Origin of the sequence: Palleronia sp., assembly GCF_042089775.1 — a bacterium.
Taxonomy (GTDB): domain Bacteria; phylum Pseudomonadota; class Alphaproteobacteria; order Rhodobacterales; family Rhodobacteraceae; genus Palleronia.
The window spans coordinates 1-3,720 of the sequence record NZ_JBELKF010000182.1 but is presented as its reverse complement, the minus strand read 5'-3'; the positions used below and the strand labels follow the sequence as shown (position 1 = coordinate 3,720).

The following is a 3,720-nucleotide window of genomic DNA, read 5'->3' as shown; positions in this document are numbered from 1 at the left end:
GCTCGATGCTCTGCCGGATCAGCCGCAGGCTCTTCCCGCCCTCATCCATCCCGATTTCGCGCGCCAAGCGACGCAGGCTGTCGCGCACCACCAGTGAGGGCGGCTTGATTTTCGCCGCCTGAACTGCGGGATCCGGCTCGAACAAGTCGAACATCAGCTGGGAACCCGCAGAGCTGGCGGTATTCTCGTCTTCAAGGACGAGACCCTCAGGGCCCGCCATCGCCACGATGCCCTGAAGGACACGCATCTCCAGAACCCCGAGTGGCTCGTAGCCCTTGAACTCGATCTGCTCGCCACTCCCGTAATCGTAGACGAGGTCGAGCTTCTGCGCCCTCCGCTCGCCCGCTGCCAGTGAACGGAACAGGCCTGGAGCCAGCACGGTCGCGCGATCATGCCGGGCATGGGTCAGGTCAACCATGCGACCGCCTCCGCCCGCCGCGGCGCGGCTCGTCGTCTTGCCCTTGTCCGCCATCGTCCAGCCTTTCCAGTCCAGCGCGGACGAGGATTCCTCCATCGGTCCGCTGAAGCCAGGCATCTGGCATGGCGGCTCCGAAATTCGCCTTAGCCTGCGACAGGCGAACGAACATCTTCCGATCTGAAGGGTCGACGCCGTGAGCGCGAGCCTCGGCCTCGGTCATCCCGACCAGATTCCACTGTCCGCCCCGAATGTTGTCGACCAAAACCGACGAGCCCCTCGACGCCTGCTGCTGGTCTCCGGCACCATTCAGCGCCGACCCCTTGTTCGTGTGGTGCAGGAACAGGATCGACGTGCCGGTGCGTGAACAGATGGCCTCCAAGACACCGAGCAGGCGGGCCATTTCGCCCGCCGCGTTCTCGTCACCGCTGTGGAATCGGCGCAGCGTATCAATCACCACCAAACGGCACCCTGCGGCCATGCGCTCCAGCGCGTCGGCCCACGCCGGGGTCAGGATATCGACGATCCGCCCCATCAGTGGCACGATCTCCAGCGTGTCGACCAGTTGCTCGCGGACCGGCGGCGCTAGGTGGCTACCGGCAGCCCAGAGGCGGTGGCGGATCGCCAGCGACGGATCTTCGGCAGGCAGGTAGAGAACGCGGCCCGTCTGCTCGATGCCCATCCCGATCAGGTCTGGGCCACCGGCCACGGCAATGGCGACCTCGAGCGCGACCCAGCTCTTGCCCGCGCCACCATGCGCGACCAAAGCACCGACGGTCCCTGCGATCATGCCAGGCAACACGAGGTCGAGCGGCGGGGGCTGTTGCGAAAAACTTTCGCGCAGATCGATCCGTGGCAACGCGCGATCGTCGATGGTATGGTTCGTGTCAGTCATGGTGTGCCCTCCAACGGCTACCTGATTTTGGCCGGGCCCGGGGCTCCACCCCCGGTCCGGCCACACACCCCGCCGCCGCGCGCGCGCGCCTGCGGAGAAAAAGAAGTCACGACGGTCCTAACGGCCCGTCTGTCGCTTCCTCCGGTCGGCCTGACGGCCTCCCTGCGGCAGCGATAGTGCGGTAGATATACCGAGAGACGTCGCGGTGCCGCTCCTCGATAGCAGGCGACCGCCGCAATAGCGCCCCTGCGACCTCGTCAGCCTCGATTCCCTCGGCCAGCATTGCGCGAGCGACCCGATAGTCGATCGCGCTCTCGTTCACGTCCCAGCCCCGCGACGCGGCGAAGCGTAGCTCACGGGCGCGCAGGGCGTCGTGACGGGCATCAGCGGCCCCCTGAGGCGCAGGGAGCACCTTGGGCGCCGCAGGGCGCTCCGGCGGGCGCTCTGCGGCCAGGCGGCGCCCCTTGGACGCCTGAATGCGGGCGCGGGCCTCGGCCAAGAGTTCGACCGTTTTCGCGCAGATGCCGCCAGCGGCGCGGATGATCCGAGTGAATGGCGACCCCTTGTTGGCCTTTTTGTTCGCGAACGCGGCCATGCGGAACGGATGGATCACGCCGCTGAAGCTCTTGTCGCCATACCGCTGGTTCAAGCCCACGACGACGAGGTTCGCCGCTGTCTGCTCACCCGGCGCATCGAGCCGCGGCCCCTTGAGAATGGCCTGCTGGTTCCCGGGGCTGGATTCCTGAACGAGGGCTGGGCAGTAGCCTGCCGCCTCGAACTTCGCCGCCGTCTCGGGTGTCATGTCATCCACGACGATGTAGTGGTTCGCGGGGTCCATCGGCGTGATGTAGACATCGTGCCCGAGCATGTTTTCGCGGGACAGGTAGGGGATCAGCTGCGCGACCTCAGTGGCGGTGTAGGTGCGCTCGGTGCCGCCTGGCCCCTTGCCCTTGCCCATCACATAGGTCGGCAACCCCTCGACCCTCGACATCAGCGTGAGCCTGTATGCCGGGGCATCGAGCGCGTCATGCTGCTGCACCCAGGCGGCGACCTTCGCGCGCTGAGCTGCTGTCAGGGGGCGTGCATCGCGTTGTGGAGCGAGACCATCGTCTCCAGGGCTGGGCGATGCCAGATCAAAAATCCGGTCAGCATGGTCGCGCCAATCGCCACCCCGATCCCCACGGCCAGAGGTAGCCCCCACCACGGCCTCGGCCTCAGTCCCGGCGTCGAGCGCATCGCCTCTTCGATCCGAGCTGCTGCCGCCTCGACCCGCCGAACCGGCGGGCTGATCTGAGCCTCGACTGCCGTCGACGCCTGGCGAAGATGCTTCATCGCCTCGGCCACCCCGCGCCGATGCGTCGCCTCCGTCTCCTCCATCGAGGCGTCGAACCTCGCCTGGATCAGCGAGACGCTCGTTGTGAGCATCTCCACCTGCGCCATCAGCTCGCGCAGGCTCTCCGACTCCGCCTGCATACGCTCCCGCGGCCCCTCCGTCTGCGCGCTCGCGGAGCGCCGCGCCATCTCGGTCCGGCTCATACTCGATCCCTCGCTCCTGCAAGCTCTTCCAACCGTACGACTTCCCAAGCTGGCTGGCCTTCATAGCCACGCCGTCCAGCTCGAACGAAAATCCATTCATGCGCCCGGTGCTCGCCAGGTTCGGCACCGCCCGGACGCCAGCCGCCGCCAGACGATCAACGAATGCCACGATGCTCTGCGGCCCGTCGAGCGCGGCGTCCACGATCTCCTGCAGCCGCAGCCGCACGGGCGCCTCACCGGTCCGGTCGGCGCGCTCGATCTCGTTCTGCGTCGGCGCGCGGCGCGGCGCCGGGCCCTCGTCGAGCCCCTTGGTCCGAGTGAGGTCGAACCGCTCCTCTAGGGCCTGCGTCACGCCGATCGCTTTCCGGGCATCGAATTTCCCGTGATAGACAGCACCGTCGAGCGCGATCCGGCTGGCGATGACGTGGACATGATCGAGGTCGGTGTCGTGGTGTCGAATGACGACATACTGATGCCCCTCCAGACCCATCTCATGCATGAACGCAGCCACGACGTCGGCCCACCTATCACTGTCCAGGCTCTCGCCCGGCGGCAGCGACAGGCTCGTGTGCCAGACAGGTCGCGAGATGCCCGGGCGGGCAGCACGGGACAGACCGAACTCGGCCGCAAGCTCCCGCGCGGTCTGGCCGCGCATGTTGCCCCCGACGATCTCGACGGCATTTCCGCCCCCCTTCCCCAGCGCGTAATCGAGGGCGCCCCGGAAACCGGCGCCGCGCTCAAGCTTGGCTTTCATCGGGATCCTCCGAGGCGATGCCGATCAGCTCGGCGCGAACGCGGTCGAGCTGCGCCCGCAGGTCAGTGAGCGTGGCGGACAGGTCGGCATCGCCAGCCAGCCGCCCCTCGTTCACCGCGC

The 3,720-nt window shown here is 67.4% G+C and carries 3 protein-coding genes; all 3 read right to left on the bottom strand.

What is annotated here, in order from left to right:
- Positions 1 to 418 (bottom strand): replication protein C, IncQ-type (gene repC, locus ACFDS3_RS19560; RefSeq protein WP_375264014.1); only part of this gene is annotated, 418 nt, incomplete at its 3' end.
- The gene (locus tag ACFDS3_RS19555) at positions 411 to 1,310 is read right to left on the bottom strand and encodes a helicase RepA family protein (protein ID WP_375264013.1); all 900 of its coding nucleotides are present in this window, start codon (positions 1,308 to 1,310) and stop codon (positions 411 to 413) included. The genes ACFDS3_RS19555 and repC, both read right to left, overlap by 8 nt.
- A 106-nt stretch (positions 1,311 to 1,416) precedes the next feature.
- The gene (locus ACFDS3_RS19550) at positions 1,417 to 3,600 is read right to left on the bottom strand and encodes a relaxase/mobilization nuclease domain-containing protein (RefSeq protein WP_375264012.1); all 2,184 of its coding nucleotides are present in this window, start codon (positions 3,598 to 3,600) and stop codon (positions 1,417 to 1,419) included.
- Positions 3,601 to 3,720 lie beyond the last annotated feature (120 nt).